This is a genomic window from Mesorhizobium sp. M0317 (assembly GCF_040321555.1).
GTDB lineage: Bacteria > Pseudomonadota > Alphaproteobacteria > Rhizobiales > Rhizobiaceae > Mesorhizobium.
On the sequence record NZ_JAMYRV010000056.1, the window covers coordinates 27,995 to 45,852 of the forward strand.

Here is a 17,858-nt window from a genome sequence, read left to right on the forward strand (position 1 = left end):
AGCTTGCATTTCAAATCCGTTGGCGTCACCGGGGCCTCTGGCGTTATGATATCGGCCATGGGCAGGCTGGTGATCTTGGCGGTGGCGTATATGGGGCTTTTGCTCCTAAGCGCCGATGCGCAGCCGGAACGGCGCGTGGCGCTGGTCATCGGCAATGGCACCTATGCCGAAGCCGGCACGCTCACCAATCCGGTCAACGATGCCCTCGATATTGCCGGCAAGCTGCGCTCGATCGGCTTCGACGTCATCGAGGGCAACGATCTCGGCAAGCGCGAACTCGAGCGCAAGATCGGCGAATTTTCCGACGCGCTGGAAGGTGCGGGCGTCGGGCTTTTCTATTACGCCGGCCACGGCCTGCAGGTGGAAGGGCGCAACTACATCGTGCCGGTCGACGCCCGGCTCGACATGCCGGTCAAGCTGCAGCTCGAAGCCGTGCCGATCGACGAAGTCCTCGATATCATGGAGCAGCAGACCAAGGTCAGCCTGGTCTTCCTCGACGCCTGCCGCAACAATCCCTTTGCCCGCAGCCTGAGTCGCACCGCCACCACGCGCTCGGCAACGGCGCTTGCCGGTCTGGCGCAGTTCGATTCGACGCGCGGCTCCTTCATCGCCTTCTCGACGGCGCCAGGCGCTGTCGCCATGGACGGCACCGGGCGCAATTCGCCGTTCGCCGCCGCCCTGCTGCGGCACATGGCCGAGCCCGGCCAGAGCATCAACGACATGATGATCGCGGTGCGCCGCGACGTGGTTTCCGAAACCCGTGAGGGCCAGCGCCCATGGGAACAGGGCTCGCTGCTCGAACGGTTTGAGTTTGTGCCTGACGGTGTGGCTGCAGCGCCGCCGCCGGCCGGTGCGCCGGCGCAGTCCAGCCAGGTGGCAGCGCTCGAACGTTCCGTTGGCGACGACAAAACCGCGATCGAGAAATTTCTGCGCGACGCCTATCTTGCGCCCGATGCCGCGGCGATCGGCGAGACCGTCAAACGGCTCTATGCGCCTTCCGCCACCATCTTCGGCACGCGCTATGACAGCGACGCCGTCGTCAAGCTCAAGACGGACTGGTTCGCGCAATTTGCATCCTGGTCGTTCAATCTCGAGCCCGGCAGCCTCGAGGTGACGCCGCAGGGCGAGAACCGCGCCGAAGCCGTGTTCGCGATGAGCTATGACTATATGTCGAAAGACAAATCGGCGGCGCGCATGACCGGCAAGGCACGCGTCACGCTTGGGCTTGTGAAGAGCGACGGCCAATGGCGGATCGCCTCGGAAACCTCGCAGGCGATGAACTGAAATCCCCGCCAAGGGCGAATGTGAGACCTGTTTCTACACCGCTGGAAACGGGCCGTTTCGTTTGACTGCCAGCTAACCTATATTGTCTACGAAATTGCTGGCGAGGACAAATATGGGCGAGGATCCGGCGCGCAGATCGATTGGGGCGCGGCGCAATCCGGACAGCGCCGAGGCCATTCTCGAGGCCGCGGAGGCACTACTGGTCGAGGCCGGCTATGCCGGCTTCTCCATCGAGGCCGTCGCGCGGCGTGCCCGCGCCGGCAAACCCACGATCTATCGCTGGTGGCCGAGCAAGGCGGCCCTGCTGCTGGAGGTCTACAAGCGGCAAAAGCGTGTCGACGTCCCCGATACCGGCAGTCTCGAAGACGACCTCGTCGGTTTCCTGAGGAACCTCTTCGCGCATTGGCGCGACACATCCTCGGGCAGCGTATTCCGCTCGCTGATCGCCGAGGCCCAGTCGGACGAAGCGGCGGCCGCGGCCCTGACTGGCTATGCCGATGGGCGCGTGTCCCACACCGCTCGGATCATCGAGCGCGCCAAAGCGCGCGGCGAGGTTGCGGCCGATATCGACGCAGCGCTGGTCGCCGACCTCATCGCTTCCTATGCCTGGAAACACCTTTTGACCAACCGGCTGGACGAAGATGAGGCGACAATCCTTGCCACTGTCCGCTATGTGATGTCAGGCATCTCCCGCAATTGAAAAGGGCGCCGAACGGCGCCCTTTGCATGTTTTCGGTGCCGGCCTTACTTGCCGGCTTCCATCGTGTCGACGGCCTTCTTCAGATTGGCGTCGGGGATTTCAACCTTTGCGGCGCCGCGCAGCTGCTTGACCAGTGCGAAATACTTGTCGCGGATCACCGCCTGCTTGGCCTGGTCCTTGACGTCGTCGAAGGCCGGCGGCTGTTTGGTGCGCTTGTCCTCGAGCTTGATGACATGCCAGCCGAATTGCGTTTGCACCGGCTCCTTGGTGTATTTGCCGATTTCGAGCGCAACTGCCGCCTTGTCGAATTCCGGCACCATCTGCCCCGGGCCGAACCAGCCGAGATCGCCGCCATTGGTCTTGCCCGAGGGATCGCTGGTATGCTCGTTGGCGAGCTTCTGGAAGTCGGCACCGCCATCGAGCTGCTTGATAATCGCCTCGGCCTCTTCCTTCGTCTTCACGAGGATGTGACGGGCATGAATCTCATTGACCGGCGGCGTGCTGGCGATTTCCTGATCGTAGCGGGCGCGCACCTCGGCATCGGTAACCTTGTCGACGACGCCCTTCTCGACCATCTCGCCATGCAGCGCGCGCTGCCGCAGGAACGCCATGCGGCGCTGGAATTCGGGATCCTTGTCGAGCCCAGTAGCGACCGCCTGGGCGGCCATGACGCGGATTTCGATGGCCGCCGAAAGGGCGGCGGCGCGGCGCTGCTCGGGTGGCAACTGCGAGAACTGCTGCGACAGCTCGCCCTCGGCAAGCCCAAGGTCCGCCTCGGTCAGCTTCTGGCCATTGACGGTAGCGATGACGGCGTTCGGATCGACGGGGGCTGCCGCCGGCGCTGCTGCGGCATCGGCCGGGGCGGGAGCGGCTTCCTGGGCCATCAGCGGAGACAGCGACAGGGCCGACAGGCCGAAAGCCAAGCCAAGGCTGGCGAGCGACGCACGGCGAAACAGTAAGGACATCAAGATTAACTCCAAGGGGGGATTGGTAGGGCTTGCAGATCAGCCGGATTGTGGCGGAATTTGGCGCTGCCCATAGGGCTAACGCGGCGTTGACATCAGTTGAGCCCCCTCTTATCTGTCCAACGACTTTGCGTCCAGAACCGTTTTCCGGGCGCTTTTTGTGTTTGTCCGCGTTTCACGCGGAATTGATGGGGCCGGCCGGCGCTCATCTCAAAATTGAGAATTCTATCGAAAGGACCATCGGATGGTCAGTCTCGGCGGTCTCGCCCGTAAGGTTTTCGGTTCCTCCAACGATCGTCGCGTAAAATCGACCCGGCCGCGTGTCGAGGCGATCAACGCCATGGAAAACGAGATGCGGGCGCTGTCCGACGCCGAGCTTCAGGCCCGCACGGAAAAATTCCGCCAGGATATCGCCAACGGCGCTACGCTCGATGACCTGCTGGTGCCGGCCTTCGCCACCGTCCGCGAGGCATCCCGCCGCGTGCTCGGCATGCGCCCCTTCGATGTGCAGCTGATCGGCGGCATGGTGCTGCACAATGGCGGCATCGCCGAAATGCGCACGGGCGAGGGCAAGACCCTGGTCGCCACCCTGCCCGTTTATCTCAACGCGCTTGCCGGCAAGGGCGTCCATGTCGTCACCGTCAACGACTATCTCGCCACCCGCGACTCCGAATGGATGGGCCGCGTCTACAAATTCCTCGGCCTTTCGGTCGGCGTCATCGTCCATGGCCTGTCCGACGAGGAACGCCGCGTCGCCTATGCGTCCGACGTTACCTATGCCACCAACAACGAGCTCGGCTTCGACTATCTGCGCGACAACATGAAGTATGAGCGCGCGCAGATGGTGCAGCGCGGCCACAATTACGCGATCGTCGACGAAGTCGATTCCATCCTGGTCGACGAGGCGCGCACGCCGCTGATCATTTCCGGTCCGCTCGAGGACCGTTCGGAAATGTACAACACCATCGACGCCTTCATGCTGCAGCTCGGCCCGGCCGACTACGAGATCGACGAGAAGCAGAAGACCTCGATCTTCACCGAGGAAGGCACCGAGAAGCTGGAAAACCTGCTGCGCGCGGCCGGCCTGCTCAAGGGCGAGTCGCTCTATGACGTCGAGAACGTCGCCATCGTCCACCACGTCAACAACGCGCTGAAGGCGCACCGGCTGTTCCAGAAGGACAAGGACTACATCGTCCGCAACGACGAGATCGTCATCATCGACGAATTCACCGGCCGCATGATGCCGGGACGCCGCTATTCGGAAGGCCTGCACCAGGCGCTCGAAGCCAAGGAGCATGTGGCGATCCAGCCGGAAAACCAGACGCTGGCCTCCGTCACCTTCCAGAACTATTTCCGCCTCTACAAGAAGCTGTCCGGCATGACCGGCACGGCGCTGACCGAGGCCGAGGAGTTCGGCAACATTTACGGCCTCGAAGTCACCGAGATCCCGACCAATCTGCCGGTCATCCGCAAGGACGAGGACGACGAGGTCTACCGGACGGTCGAGGAGAAGTACAAGGCGATCGTCAAGGAGATCAAGGAAGCGCGCGCCAAGGGCCAGCCGACGCTGGTCGGCACCACCTCCATTGAAAAATCCGAGCAACTGGCCGAGCGCCTGCGCAAGGAAGGGTTCAAGGATTTCGAAGTGCTGAACGCCCGCCATCACGAGCGCGAAGCGGCCATCGTCGCCCAGGCCGGCAAGCCCGGCGCCATCACCATCGCCACCAACATGGCGGGACGCGGCACCGACATCAAGCTCGGCGGCAACGCCGAGATGCGCATCGAGGACGAACTGGGCGACATGCCTGCTGGTCCCGAGCGCGAGGCGCGCGAAAAGGAAATCATTGCCGATGTCGAGCGCCTGAAGGAAAAGGCGCTGGCCGCCGGCGGCCTCTACGTGCTGGCCACCGAGCGCCATGAATCGCGCCGCATCGACAACCAGCTCCGCGGCCGCTCCGGCCGCCAGGGCGACCCCGGCCGTTCGAAATTCTTCCTGTCGCTGCAGGACGATCTGATGCGCATCTTCGGCTCCGAGCGCATGGACGGCATGCTGCAGAAGCTTGGCCTCAAGGAAGACGAGGCCATCATCCATCCGTGGATCAACAAGGCGCTGGAAAAGGCGCAGAAGAAGGTCGAAGCGCGCAACTTCGACATCCGCAAGAACCTGTTGAAATACGACGACGTCTCGAACGACCAGCGCAAGGTGGTGTTCGAGCAGCGCATCGAATTGATGGACGGCGAAGGCCTGTCCGAGACGATCGCCGAGATGCGCGAAGGCGTCATCGAGGAGATCGTCACCAAGAACATCCCCGAAAACGCCTATGCCGAGCAGTGGAACGTCGCCGGCCTCAAGGCCGAGGTCGCCGAATTCCTCAATCTCGACCTGCCGGTCGAGGACTGGGTCAAGGAAGAAGGCATTGCCGAGGACGACATCCGCGAGCGCCTGACCAAGGCCGCCGACGCCGCCGCCAAGGAGCGCGCCGAGCGCTTCGGCCCAGACGTGATGAGCTATGTCGAACGCTCGGTGGTGTTGCAGACGCTCGATCATCTGTGGCGCGAGCACATCGTCAACCTCGACCATCTGCGTTCGGTCGTCGGCTTCCGCGGCTACGCCCAGCGCGATCCGCTGCAGGAATACAAGAGCGAGGCGTTCGAGCTGTTCCAGGCGCTGCTCGGCAATCTGCGCCAGGCCGTCACCGCGCAATTGATGCGCGTCGAACTGGTCCGCCAGGCCGCCGAAGCGCCGCCGCCCGAAGCGCCGGAAATGTTCGGCAGCCACATTGACGGCACCACGGGCGAGGACGATTTCGAGGGTGGCGAGACCGCACTTCTGGTCCGCCAGGAGAGCAACGCCATCGTCGCTCCCGAAGACCGCGATCCGAACAACCAGGCGACCTGGGGCAAGATCGGCCGCAACGAAGCCTGCCCCTGCGGCTCCGGCAAGAAATACAAGCACTGCCACGGCGCGTTTGCCTGATTTCAGCGGCTAGGTCGGCGGGACAGCACCCCCCTCCGGCCTGCCGGCCATCTCCCCCTCAAGGGGGGAGATCAGCAGCTTCGGCGCCGTAACTTCTTTCAATTTCGACAATTGGCGAAAGCCACAGTGACAGCCAATCTTCCCCCTTGAGGGGAGATGTCCGGCAGGACAGAGGGGGGGTGCGAAGGATCGCGACCTCTCGGTCCAACCATCGTCAAACCCTCACAACAACCCCGAATCGCGCGCCGCCGCCGTCGCCTCGCCGCGCGACACCGCATCCAGCTTGCCCAGCACCGCCGAGACATGGTGATCGACCGTCTTTGGCGAAATCGTCAATTGCTCGGCGATCCGCTTGTTTGACAGGCCGCGTTCGATCAGCTGCAGCACCTGCATCTGGCGCAAGGTGAGGCCGGCGAGGTTGGCGCGCGTCGAGCGGCGCGGGCCGCGGGCGATGCCGCCAACGCCGTTCTTGCGCATGATATCGCGCAGGCGCTGGGCCGCCGGCCTTGCCCCCAGGCCGTCGAAAATATCCAATGCCAGACGCTGCCCCTCGTCATCGCCGAGGATGAGCGCCAGTCCGCGCTCGTATGGCGCATTCAATTCGGACCAGAGTGCCGAAGCCGAACGCCAGTCGCCGGTCAGGAGCAGCCGGTATGGTGTCGCCATCTCGGCGGTGTCGCCGGCCGGCATATCGGGAGAGAGCAATGTTCGCCACAGAGCCAGCTCACCGACATGGGCACGCGAGCGCACCGGCGTTTCGGCGCGGGTGATCAGCGCCAGCGCCTCTTGCCTGTCGGCCAGGCCCAGCCATGCCTGCTCCGCCATCAGCGCCGCGTAAGAGCTCAGCATCTGCAGGTCGCCGCCGCTTCCGACCAGACGCGCCATTTCGGCGAACAGCGGCTCGGCCGAGGGATCGCCGCGCCTCAGGCGCAGTTTCGCCAGTGCCAGCAGCGCCGGAAACCGGCCCACGGTGGTTGTCCGCTCATTGTCGATGACATCGCTTGCCGTCGCGGCGGCCTCATCCCATTGGCCCTGACGCAGTTGCACATCGGCCAGCATGCCCCTGAGATAGTCGCGCCAGGTGCCGAGGTCGTTTTCGGTGCAATAGTGGATGCCGCTCTCGAGCACCGGACGTGCCGCGTCGTAGCTCATCTGGGTGATCTCGAAACAGGCGCGGTTGGTGAAGGCGCGCGCGGCATGTTCCTGGAAATTGCCTTGGAGCGCAATTTCAAGGCTTTCGTCGAGGCGCAGGCGTCCGGCATCCGGATTGAGCCACTGCTCGACGCAGCCGACATTGTTGAGGGCATGCGACGCGATGTCGGGACGGTTCATGCGCGCAGCCAGCGCCGCTGCCTTCTCGCCATAGAACAGCGTGTCTTCCACCCTCTCCGAAAGCATCGCCAGATGCGAAAGGTTCGAATAGGCCATGGCGAGTTCGGGACCGGCGGGAGCCGCTTCCAACATAGCCACAGCCTCGGCGCCGAAGGCGGCCGCCGCCTCGCGGTCATCGCCCATTTCGCTCAGCCGGGAGAGCCATCTCAGGCTGTCGCCCTCCTTCAGCCTGTTGCCGTCTGCCTGATGCAACCGGCGCGCCTGTCCCTGCGCTGCAAGCGCATCATCGATCTTGCCGATGAGATGGCACTCGAAGGCATGACTTTCGTAGAGCGCGGCGCGCTCGATCACCGGCAGGCTGTCGGCCTGCTGCAGGGCGATCTCGTAATAGCCGGCGGCATCGCGATGGGCGCCGACGCGCGACGCTTCGCGCGCGGCGATTGGCGCAAGTTCGCGCACCGCCGCCAGATTGTGCGCCTCGACCGCATGATGCACCAGGCGGCCTGTGGAGACGTCGCCATTTTCGAGCAGTGCCGCCAGCGCACGCTGGTTGAACTGCCGCCTGTGCGACGTCGTCAGCATCATTTCGATGGCGCGTCGCGCGATGTCGTGGCGGAAGGCGTAGCCGTCGCCCAGATCGTCAAGCAGGCCGTTGGCGACACACTCGGCCAACTGGCCGGCGCTGGCGACGCCGCACAGGCCTTGCAAGGCCCAGGCGTCGGCGCGGCGCGGAAACACCGACACCGCGTCGAGCATGGCCCGGGCGCCAACCGACAGCCGCTCGGCCCGCGCCAGCACCGCGTCGCGCACGCTTGCCGGCAGCGCCATTTCGTTTTCGGCGCACAACAATTCGGTGACGAAGAAGGCATTGCCTGCGGTCGCCCGGTAGATGGCGTCGCCATCGCGGCCAGCCGCATCGGCGAGCGACAGCACGGCCGCCTCGCTGAGCAGCGGCACGTCCATGCGCGCCACGCTGCCGGCCGGGATTTCGCCAAGGGCGCGGCGCACGCGCATCTGTCCTTCGCTGCGGTCGGTGCGCGCCGTGAGCAACAGCAGGATGTGGGTGTTGGCGATACGCCGGCCGAGGAAGCGCACGAAATCGAGCGTCGCATCGTCGGCCCAGTGCAGGTCTTCGATCACCAGCAGGCTCGGTCCCTTGGCCGCAAAGGCGTCGAGCGCGTCGGAAAACAGCGGCAGTCTCTGCCCATGCCGGGCATCGATGGCGCGCGGCAGCGCCCATTGCGCTTCACGGGCCAGATCGTAGAGCGGCCCCAGCGGATCTGGGATCGACAGATCCTCGCAAGCGCTGCGCAACATTGCCGCGCTTTGCCCCACACGGGCCGCGAATGCCTCGACAAGCGCCGTCTTGCCGGCGCCGGCCTCCCCGGCCAGCACGGCGACGCGGCCATGGCCGCCTATTGCATCGCCAAGCAGGCTCTCCAACTGCTGCAGCTGCGTCTGCCGTTCCAGAAGCATCATTATCATCGTCTCACAGGATCGGAGTTTTCCCACCATGGCGGGCCGCTCACGATTAGCCCGTGAAGAAAGCGCCGCAATGTGACTTTGCACACATTGCCGTGCCTCTTTCCACAAAGAACGACGCCAATATAGGGAATCGTCCCGTCCAATATGGGGAATCGTTCCGATGCGCGGGCCGGGCCGGCGTGGTCAACGTCCAGCAGCGCTCCGATCGAGCGTGAATCAATGGAAAAGGAAGTCTTCCATGCCTCGCTATCTGATTGAACGCACATTTCCGGACGGCCTCAACATTCCGATGACCGACATCGGCGCCACTGCGGTCGGCGGGGTCGTCATGCGCAATGCCGAAAAGGGCGTCACCTGGATCCAGTCCTTCGTCACGCCCGACAAGAAGCACAGCTTCTGCATCTACGACGCGCCGACGCCCGAAGCGATCCGCAGCACGGCTCAGAAAAACTCGCTGCCGGTCGACAAGATCACGGAGGTGCGGGTTCTTGACCCTTATTTTTACCTCTGATCCTGCGTTCGGTCGCCACGATTATGAGCATCAAACTGTCCTTCGCGGCCGTGGCGAACTGCCTGATGGCCTGCCGCTCGGCGGAATCGGGCCTGTCCTGGGAAAGACCGTCCGGCCAACCTCCGTGCTCGGCCGTCTATGGCGGTTCGCGACGAGGCTGCCTGCGTATCTGTCTGAAAGGCGGCGCTTGCCCCCGGAAGGCGACTATCTGAGGCGCGACATCGGGCTATCGGAGCGGGACGTCCCGCAGGAATATTGGCAATATTACTTTTGGGATCGTTGATTTTGCACGGTTTTTAAGGGCTGCGGCCAAAGCCCGGCAACGGAAGCCGCATCGCACGAACCGGGACGGACAAACCAAATCCTAAACCAACGCCGCAGCGTTTCGGGCAGCCTGATCGGCCGCCGTCGCCTCGAGCGTCAACAAACGGACGGAAGACCATGACCATAATTCTTTGGACGACACGCTTCGCGGCTTTCGCCGCCATCTCGATCGCGGCGGGTGCGGCCGCCCAGGCGCACGACGCCAATCCGCTGGCCGAAAAGGTGCGCGCCGCCAACAGCCGCTTCGAAAATGTGGCAACTGCCACGGCCGAAGGCTATGCCCCCATCCCTTGCGCCAGCGGCATCACCGGCGGGGCCATGGGCATCCACTATGTCAACGGCGCCTATCTCAAGGACGATGCCGTCGATCTCGCCAAGCCCGAAGCGGTCATGTACGAGCCGGCGGCCGACGGCAGCCTGAAGCTGATAGCGGTCGAATACATCACCTCGAAAGGCCCGGCCTCGCTCGAAGGCCAGCTGTTCAACTTCAACAGCGCCCCCAACCGCTACGGCCTCGGCCCGTTCTACGAACTGCATGTCTGGGCCTGGAAACAGAACCCGACCGGCGCCTTCGCCGACATGAACCCGAACGTGTCCTGCGACGCGATGAAGGGGATGTGATCTTCCCCATGTGACACCTCTGGCGTCGGACACCCGGTGCCTGGCCATCCCCCTTGGCGGGGGAGGGGCGAGCGAAACGCCGACCGGCTCCCCAGTCTTCCCCGGCGTTCGCTCGCCTTTTGTTTCCTCCGACGTCGCCAAGCCCGAGGCGGCGATGCCCGAGCCGACGACAACGGAACGTTTCCGTCTCCCTTGTGGCGTTGTGACCGCAACTATGCTATGGTTATGGCCATGGTGCTGATTTGCGCCGACAACCCGCCGCCGAGGCGGGTTTTTCATTTTCCTGGGTGGTTCACTGCTGTTTGCTTAACGACGCCACTCCGGCCCAAGGCTGGCGTATCCGTTTCTACGCCGCCTTCAGCCGCACCATTTCGGCCTCGAACTCGAACTTCAGCCCGGTCTTATATAGCAAAAGCACCAAAGGCGTGACCTATGCGCAGCTCGTTTAAAAGCTGAATGCGATTGGCGTTGAAGAAAAGAAAGTGACCATTCGCACAACTTGCGAGGGGCAAGTTCACGGCTGCTTTTCTTCTCGTGTGTCTGGAGGCGATAGGGACAGCGGCACTTTCCATCGCTCGTTAGGCATAAGGTCTTTGTCCAGATGTGAGTACCGGTCCTGAAGATCCTTGACGTGCATCTCGTAATCTTCGGAGTGTTTGAGATCTTCGGTTAGGATGGCGACCAAAGCCATTGCGGCGGCTCTCATGTTGGCCATATCGAAGATAATTCGATCCACAACTTCAAGCTTTTGCTGTTCCGGAATCTGATCTGCCGACGCCGCAAAAAACCTTGAACCGTCCACCGTCCAGCGAAGACCAGAACAGAAGTTTTTCCAGTATGTCTTAAAGCTGCCGTCTGCAAAAAACAGGACGGCAGTTTCTGTTATCGGCTTCAATTCCGCGTCTGGGTTGATCGTGGCAACCTGACCAATAGGTAGGTCGAGCGCCGCGAATTTGGCCAATGCCTTAGCTAGGTTTGCCCGCTCTGCCAGAAACGATTCTTCAAAGAATTGCCGTCTCTTTACGGACGTGTCGGCGATAATGCCGCGAAGCCCCGCCAGTTCTTTTTGATCGTCCTTCCAGATGAAATACGGCGCAGTCAAAAGCCGAAGACCAACGCCACCGCCGACGACGATAATGATAGCCCACGCCACATAGGCTTGTACCGCCGCGTTCACGGCATCACCTAGGACCGAAAATAAGGCCGGAACTAATACACCGCCGACGATTGATAGTTTGTCCGTGAATAGCACGGAGCCAGCGAACGCACGCCGGATACACTTCCCCAAATAGCCCATCGGGGAACAATGACCGGATTCCTTCCGGTTGTGGAGTCTTCACTTCTCCCCAAGATGAATGCCTGTGCATTCAGGGGGGATTGCAATTGCAGGCCTTGCTTGTCGCGCTGTTCATGGTGCTAGCTACCCACGTAAGCGCGGAGAAAGCCCAAGGGGTGGCCAAAGAAGGTCCAACTCGGAAGGGCTTTGAACACCGACACAACGCCTGTGTGCCTGTCTCGGCCTCCGAAAACACTACGCTTACCCTCACTCTGCAGGGTCCTGTCTGCGATGATGGGATATGGGACGAGCCAGAACACCCCGCCACCAGACGGGCTGAATATTTCGGCGATCCCGATTAGCAATCCAGCCAGCGCGCTAATCATTGCGCGCCGCCTTTGGTGCGTTTGCTACATAAGACCGCTTCAGACGAGCGGTTTCTCCTGTTTATCTGCAGCGCCAAAATCCCCAAAGCCCGCGCCGCCCCTCATCCGCCTGCCGGCACCTTCTTCTCCCCGTATAGCGACGGGGAGAAGGGAGCCACCCCGCCCAACCGTTTCTTAATGTGTCTCCGCTACATCGAAACCTTGAAAAGAGGCCGAAAACGGAGAGACATCGGGGTGCGCTTTTCCGCGGCGACGACGGCCGGGCGGTTCTTGCCGCAGCGCTTGGCGCTGCGCATGGGGCCTCTGCTTGGCCGCATCGATGCGGTGCTGTTCACCGCCGACGAACGCGGCGAAGCCGGCCGCATGTCGCTGATCGCCTTTGCCATCCGCATCGTCAGCGCCGTCATCGCCTTCATCAGCCAGGTGCTGATGGCGCGCTGGATGGGCTCGTTCGAATACGGCATCTTCGTCCTCGTCTGGGTGACGATGGTCATCGTCGGCAACCTCGCCTGCCTCGGCTTCCACACCTCGGTCATCCGCTTCATCCCCGAATATCGCGAACGCAACATGCTGGCCGAGCTGCGCGGCATCGTGGTCGCCAGCCGCCTGTTCGTGCTGATTGCCTCGACCGCGATCGCCGGACTTGGCGCACTGGGCGTCTGGCTGTGCGCGAACTGGATCGAGAGCTACTATGTGATGCCCTTCATCCTCGGCCTGTTCTGCCTGCCGATGATCGCCATGGGCGATCTGCTGCAAGGCCAGTCACGCGCCAATTCCTGGGCGTTGTTTGCGTTGTCGCCGACATATCTGGTGCGGCCGGTGCTGATCCTGGCGCTGATGGCGCTGATGCTGGCAATGGGCTATGCGCCCGACGCCAGGACAGCGATCTTCGCTTCGATCGCCGCCACCTACGCCACCACGCTCGGCCAGCTCATCGGCGTGACCACACGCATGGGCAGGAATATCCCGGCCGGGCCGATGAAGGTGCATTTCGCCGAGTGGTTCATCGTCTCGCTGCCGATCTTCCTGGTCGAGAGCTTCTTCTTCCTGCTCACCAACGCCGACGTGCTGATGGTCGGCGCCTATCTCCAGCCCAATGACGTCGCCGTCTACTTCGCCACCGTCAAGACGCTGGCGCTGGTGCATTTCGTCTATTTCTCCGTCAAGGCCGGCGTTGCCCAGCGTTATGCGCAGTTCACCCATGGCGAACCGGAAAAGCTCGCCGCCTTCGCCCGCGAGACCGTGTCGTGGACGTTCTGGCCCTCGCTGCTTATGGCGCTGCTGGTGCTGGCGCTCGGCGAACCGATGCTGGTTCTGTTCGGCCCGGAATTCACCGCCGGCTATCCGCTGTTGTTCCTGCTGGTGTTCGGCGTCGTGGCGCGCGCCGCCGTCGGCCCTTGCGAAAGCCTGTTGACGATGAGCGGCAACCAGAACATCTGCGCCGCCGTCTATGCCATGACGCTGGCCTTCAACATCGGTCTCAACGTGGTGCTCATCCCGCTCTTCGGCCTGTGGGGGGCGGCGATCGCCACCAGCCTCGCCATGGTCTTCGAGGCCAGCGCCCTGTCCTTCACCGTCTGGCGCAAGCTCGGCATCGTCATGCTGATCTTCGTGCCCGCTGCCGAGGGAGCCGCCTGATGGCCGCCATCCCGCTGATCGAGGAAACCAGCGGCGGTCCAGCCGGCGCAATGGTGTCGGGCCTTGCCGGCCTGGCGCGCGACGCCGATCCGGCGCATCTCGAGATCCTCGCCAACAACCGGCCGCTGCGCAAGCTGGCGATCTATCCGGCTTCGGCCGGCTTCGAACTGGTCGAGGAACTCGACTATCTGTGCACCCGCACGATCGAGCCCAACGTCTTCTTCAACCCGCGCTTTCTGGCGCCGGCCATGCCCCGGCTGGAAGATCGCGAGGTCAAGCTGGCGGTGATCCGTGACGGCGACGAATACCGCAACCGGCTGCGCCTGCTGGTGCCGTTCTCGGTCGAAAGGCCGGCCGTGCCGCTCGGCGTTCCGGTGATGCGCACCTGGTCGAGCCCGTTCGGCCCGATCGGCACACCGCTGGTCGACCACGACGACCCGATCGGCGTCGTCGAGGATTTCTTCGGCATGCTGTCGCGGCCGCATCTGAAGCTGCCGAAGGTCTTCGTTTTGCCCGACATGCGGCTCGACGGCCCGTTGGCCAGCGTGCTTGAAGCCGTTGCCGAGACGCGCGGCCTGACAATGGTCACCACCGGCAAGGCGGACCGGCCGGTGCTCGAAAGCACGCTCGAAGGCGAAGCCTATCTGAAGGCGTCGCTGCGTTCGCACCATTATCGCGAGTTCCGCCGCCTGAAGCGGCGCCTGGGCGATCTCGGCAAACTGGAACACCTCGTGGCGCGTGGCCCCGACGAAATCCGCCACGCCATCGAAAGCTTCCTGACGCTGGAAGCCGCCGGCTGGAAGGGCCGCGAGCGCACCGCCATGGCCATCGACCGCTACCGCGCCGCCTTCGCTCGCGAGGCCGTGCACCGGTTGGCCGAGCAGGATCTGTGCCGGATCCATTCGCTGACGCTGGACGGCCGCACCATCGCCTGCCTGGTCGTCTTCGTCGAAGCCGGCGTCGCCTACACCTGGAAGACCGCCTATGACGAGACGCTGGCGACCTATTCGCCGGGCACGCTGCTGATGATCGAGGTGACCAAGCAGCATCTCGACGACCCCAACATCATGATGACCGATTCCTGCGCCGTGCCCGACCATCCGGTGATGAGCCGGCTCTGGAGCGAGCGCAAGCCGATGGGCTCGCTGGTGATCGGGCTGACCCCGGATGCCGACCGCCTCGCCCGCCAGGCCGCCTCGCAGCTGCATCTCTACCGCGAGACCCGCAACATGGCCCGCCTGCTGCGCAACCGCGTGAAGAGTTTGCTGGGACGGCGATAGCCACTGGATCAACGGCAAGACACCAGCTATGGCTCGCGCGGCAATTTCGGCCGGCCTTCACGACAAGCCATCCTGATGATCAGAACCTTTTTGCGTCACGCCGGTCCCCGTGCGGCCTTTTTGCTGCTTGCGCTGCTGCCTGTCCGCGCCTGGGCCGATAGCTGTCCCGAGGATTGCAGCGAGCCCGCGCCGTCCATCAACATCTACAGCCACACCGCCGCCAGCCATCTCGGCCCGGCCACGCTGGGTGCACTGCCGCGCGTCTATGTGCCGAACCGCTCCTCCAACAGCGTCACGGTGATCGACACCATGACACTCAAGGAAGTCGACAGGTTCCCGGTCGGCAGCAAACCGCAGCACGTCGTGCCGTCCTGGGACCTGAAGACGCTCTGGGTCGCCAACAATGGCACCGGCAAGAACGGCAGCCTGACGCCGATCGACCCGATGACCGGCAAGCCCGGCCCGCAGATCGCCGTGGACGATCCCTACAATTTGTATTTCATGCCGGGCGCGGCCATCGTCGTCGACGAAGCCCTGGAGCGGCTCGATTTCCGCGATCCTCACACCATGGCGCTAATGTCGAGCCTGCCGACGCCCACTTGCCCCGGCATCAACCACGCCGAATTCTCGGTCGACGGGGCCTACGCGATCTTCACCTGCGAATACGGCAATGGCGGATTGGCAAAGATCGACCTGAAGAACCAGAAGGTGCTTGGCCATCTCGACTTCTCGAAAATGGGCATGCCGCAGGACATCCGCCTCTCGCCCGACGGCAAGGTTTTTTACGTCGCCGACATGATGAATGACGGCGTGTTCCTCGTCGATGGCGACAGTTTCAAGGAGATCGGCTTCATCCCGACCGGCATCGGCGCCCATGGCTTCGTCGTCAGCCGCGACGGCAAGCGGCTCTATGTCTCGAACCGGGGCTCGCACAAGATGGAGCAGGGCCAGGCAAAGGGACCGGGCAGCGTGACGGTGATCGACTTCGCCACCCGCGCGGTCGTCACGCAATGGCCGATCCCCGGCGGCGGCAGCCCCGACATGGGCAATGTCAGCGCCGACGGCAAACAACTATGGCTGTCCGGCCGCTTCGACAGTGCCGCCTACATGATCGACACGACATCGGGCGCGGTGACCAAGTTTCGGGTTGGCTCAGAGCCGCACGGCCTGACGGTGTGGCCGCAACCGGGACGGTATTCCCAAGGCCATACGGGGAATATGCGCTAAGTCCGTGTTCGAGGCGCGGCTCGAACGCAAAAGGTCGCAAGGGCAACCGCCCATCGGCCGGGACCCGGAACGAGCAGGGGCTTTCCTTGGAAACCGCGAAGCTGTAGCTCCACACACTGGTTTCGGATACTGCCAGAAGATGAACCTTCGCCGCATCGTCCTCATCGTCGCGCTTCTCAATCTTGCCTATTTCGGGATCGAGTTCGCTGTGGCGCTCGCCATTGGATCAGTGTCCCTGTTCGCCGACAGCATCGACTTTCTTGAAGATGCTTCCGTGAACCTCCTTATCCTGCTCGCACTTGGGTGGTCTGTGCGCTCCCGTGCGCGGGTGGGGATGGCATTGGCGCTCATCCTTCTCATGCCGGGTCTGGCAACGCTCTGGACGGCTTGGGAGAAGTTCAACGTGCCGGTGCCGCCGCAGCCCATCGCCTTGACCTTGGCGGGACTTGGCGCCCTCGCCGTCAACCTGTCCTGTGCCTACATGCTGGCCGCGCACCGGCATCGTGGCGGCAGCCTCACAAAGGCGGCCTTCCTGTCGGCCCGCAACGACGCCTTGGCCAACATCGCCATTATTGCCGCAGGGTTCGTCACGGCCTTGCTCTGGCATTCCGCGTGGCCCGATTTGGCGGTGGGATTGGGGATCGCGGTCATGAACGCCGACGGGGCCCGCGAAGTGTGGGAAGCTGCCCGTGAAGAACACCGTGCGGCGGCCTGAGAGCACGTAGAGCGGGGCTACCGGCCGCCGCTGATTGGCGCTATCGCTGTCATTCGCAGCAGCCGCCGCTGGGTCTTTGTCGAGGCACTGTTCGAACCCGGAGGGTTCGCAAGGGCGACCGCCCGTCGGCCGGTCAGGCCGCCCCATCGGAGCCCGTGAGCGAAGCGAACTGGCGTGAGATACAAAATGGTGCCCCTAGCCGGAATCGAACCAGCACTCCTTGCGGAACTCGATTTTGAGTCGAGCGCGTCTACCAATTCCGCCATAGGGGCTCAGGCCCAAAGGCCTGGATGGGCGCGGACTATACGGTTGGAGGCCTGTTCGTCAACTGGCCAAATGCGCCGCCGTGCCCTGCTTGCGGCAAAAGCCCGCCTTTCTGTTTCATGAAGCTCCTGCCATTGTGCGGCGCGGGAAATCTTTCTAGACAGACGCGCATCAAAGCGCGTTGCGTGTGGCAACCTGCATCCAGGAGAGCCGATGCTTCGCGGACTTTACGACTGGACCTTGTCGCTGGCGGCCCGCAAATCCGCCGAATGGTGGCTGGCCTTCATCGCTTTCGTCGAAAGCTCGGTGTTTTTCATACCTGCCGACGTCTTGTACCTGCCCATGGCGTTGGCGCGGCCCGAACGCGCCTATCGGTACGCGCTGACCGCCACCGTTGCGTCCGTGCTGGGCGGCATTGCCGGCTGGCTGATCGGTTACTATGCCTACGACACGATAGCACGGCCGATGCTGGAGCACTTTGGCGGCCTTGACGCGTTCGAGAGGTGGCAGTCGGCCGGCACCGGGCTGATGCTGGTGCTGCTCGTCACATCGGGTGCCGCCCACCTGCCGCCGATCAAGGTGGTCACCATTCTGGCAGGCGCCCTCCACGTCAATCTTTTCGTCTTCATCGTCTCCGCCATCCTGGCGCGTGGCGCTCGTTTCCTGCTTCTTGCCTGGCTGCTGCGCCGCTATGGCGAAGAGATCAAGGAATTCATCGAGAAGCGTTTGGGATTGATCGTCGGCGCCCGCGCCCCCGCCCGGGTTTTTGAGTATATAGTGTTGATCTTTTTAAACAAAACCCACCCACCCCACCCGACAAGATATCCGATTCCGGCGTGTGCGGGGAAAAAAAAAAGTGGGGGGGGGGGGGGG

12 protein-coding genes, 1 tRNA gene and 2 pseudogenes are annotated in these 17,858 nt (G+C 63.3%); 12 read left to right on the top strand and 3 right to left on the bottom strand.

Features of this window, described 5'->3' with window-relative positions:
- The first annotated feature begins 57 nt into the window (after nt 1–57).
- Both NKI88_RS28295 and NKI88_RS28300 read left to right on the top strand, forming a co-directional pair.
- Nucleotides 58–1,284 (top strand): caspase family protein, encoded by a 1,227-nt coding sequence (locus tag NKI88_RS28295; protein ID WP_352658721.1) that lies wholly within the window; start codon nt 58–60, stop codon nt 1,282–1,284.
- Nucleotides 1,285–1,396: 112 nt separating this feature from the next.
- The gene (locus tag NKI88_RS28300) at nt 1,397–1,984 is read left to right on the top strand and encodes a TetR/AcrR family transcriptional regulator (RefSeq protein WP_023672990.1); all 588 of its coding nucleotides are present in this window, start codon (nt 1,397–1,399) and stop codon (nt 1,982–1,984) included.
- A gap of 44 nt (nt 1,985–2,028) precedes the next feature.
- On the opposite strand, the gene NKI88_RS28305 is transcribed toward NKI88_RS28300, so the two are convergent.
- The gene (locus tag NKI88_RS28305) at nt 2,029–2,949 is read right to left on the bottom strand and encodes a peptidylprolyl isomerase (RefSeq protein WP_352658723.1); all 921 of its coding nucleotides are present in this window, start codon (nt 2,947–2,949) and stop codon (nt 2,029–2,031) included.
- A gap of 244 nt (nt 2,950–3,193) precedes the next feature.
- Between NKI88_RS28305 and secA the strand changes: the two genes are divergently transcribed.
- Nucleotides 3,194–5,926, top strand: a complete 2,733-nt coding sequence (gene secA / locus NKI88_RS28310; protein WP_023672992.1) for a preprotein translocase subunit SecA — start codon at nt 3,194–3,196, stop codon at nt 5,924–5,926.
- Nucleotides 5,927–6,148: 222 nt separating this feature from the next.
- Here the strand turns inward: secA and NKI88_RS28315 are convergent, their stop codons facing one another.
- Nucleotides 6,149–8,737 (bottom strand): ATP-binding protein, encoded by a 2,589-nt coding sequence (locus NKI88_RS28315; RefSeq protein ID WP_352658725.1) that lies wholly within the window; start codon nt 8,735–8,737, stop codon nt 6,149–6,151.
- Between the two features lie 244 nt (nt 8,738–8,981).
- On the opposite strand from NKI88_RS28315, the gene NKI88_RS28320 reads away from it, so the two are divergent.
- The 8 genes and pseudogenes from NKI88_RS28320 to NKI88_RS28355 all read left to right on the top strand — a co-directional run bounded on the left by NKI88_RS28320 (nt 8,982) and on the right by NKI88_RS28355 (nt 16,721).
- Complete coding sequence (locus NKI88_RS28320; RefSeq protein ID WP_023685308.1) at nt 8,982–9,254, top strand: DUF4242 domain-containing protein; 273 nt, start codon at nt 8,982–8,984, stop codon at nt 9,252–9,254.
- Entirely contained in the window at nt 9,232–9,537 is a 306-nt protein-coding gene (locus tag NKI88_RS28325) for a hypothetical protein (protein ID WP_352658727.1), read from the top strand. The genes NKI88_RS28320 and NKI88_RS28325 overlap by 23 nt, the downstream gene beginning before the upstream one ends.
- Nucleotides 9,538–9,695: 158 nt before the next feature.
- Nucleotides 9,696–10,199 carry a hypothetical protein gene (locus NKI88_RS28330; protein WP_352658729.1) on the top strand — a complete coding sequence of 168 codons (504 nt, stop codon included), beginning with the start codon at nt 9,696–9,698 and terminating at the stop codon, nt 10,197–10,199.
- A gap of 525 nt (nt 10,200–10,724) precedes the next feature.
- A pseudogene (locus NKI88_RS28335) lies at nt 10,725–10,781 on the top strand (hypothetical protein); the annotation flags it as partial.
- 1,314 nt (nt 10,782–12,095) lie between these two features.
- Complete coding sequence (locus NKI88_RS28340) at nt 12,096–13,499, top strand: lipopolysaccharide biosynthesis protein (protein WP_352658731.1); 1,404 nt, start codon at nt 12,096–12,098, stop codon at nt 13,497–13,499.
- Nucleotides 13,499–14,779 carry a GNAT family N-acetyltransferase gene (locus NKI88_RS28345; protein ID WP_352658733.1) on the top strand — a complete coding sequence of 427 codons (1,281 nt, stop codon included), beginning with the start codon at nt 13,499–13,501 and terminating at the stop codon, nt 14,777–14,779. Before NKI88_RS28340 ends, NKI88_RS28345 begins: the two co-directional genes overlap by 1 nt.
- A 75-nt stretch (nt 14,780–14,854) precedes the next feature.
- On the top strand, nt 14,855–16,006 hold the full coding sequence (locus NKI88_RS28350; RefSeq protein ID WP_023686687.1) for a YncE family protein: 1,152 nt from the start codon (nt 14,855–14,857) through the stop codon (nt 16,004–16,006).
- A gap of 139 nt (nt 16,007–16,145) precedes the next feature.
- Entirely contained in the window at nt 16,146–16,721 is a 576-nt protein-coding gene (locus tag NKI88_RS28355; RefSeq protein WP_352658735.1) for a cation efflux transmembrane domain-containing protein, read from the top strand.
- 187 nt (nt 16,722–16,908) lie between these two features.
- Here the strand turns inward: NKI88_RS28355 and NKI88_RS28360 are convergent.
- Nucleotides 16,909–16,993: transfer RNA gene (locus NKI88_RS28360), tRNA-Leu, on the bottom strand.
- A gap of 205 nt (nt 16,994–17,198) precedes the next feature.
- Between NKI88_RS28360 and NKI88_RS28365 the strand changes: the two are divergent.
- Nucleotides 17,199–17,768: pseudogene (locus NKI88_RS28365) on the top strand (YqaA family protein); the annotation flags it as partial.
- Between the last annotated feature and the right edge of the window lie 90 nt (nt 17,769–17,858).